We start from the raw sequence: 276 nt of genomic DNA on the forward strand, positions 1-276 counted from the left end.
TAAAACAGGCAGCTCTCCTGAGAATTGATTCAGCCAGAAATCTTCTGACGCTCGATGCTTTTCCTGTTGCAGTTCTCCATTAAGCCAAACCGCATAATCTTTGTATTGGATTCTCAATTCAGCCAAATTAACTGCTTCTCCCTGCATTAAAGCATTATAGGTTTTTACCACTTCTGAAATTAGCAGCTGCATCGACCAGCCATCGCCTACGATATGGTGCATCGATAAGAAAAAAACATGGTCATCCTCTTCTAATTTAATCAGCGAAGCTCTGAT

Annotated in this window: 1 protein-coding gene; it reads right to left on the reverse strand. The window is 40.9% G+C overall.

Annotated elements, in window-relative coordinates; genetic code table 11:
• A partial coding sequence (locus tag ACE01P_RS24470; RefSeq protein WP_379701676.1) for a condensation domain-containing protein occupies window positions 1–276 on the reverse strand: 276 nt, incomplete at both ends.

Source organism: Flavobacterium sp. HJSW_4 (assembly GCF_042436695.1).
Classification (GTDB): Bacteria; Bacteroidota; Bacteroidia; order Flavobacteriales; family Flavobacteriaceae; genus Flavobacterium.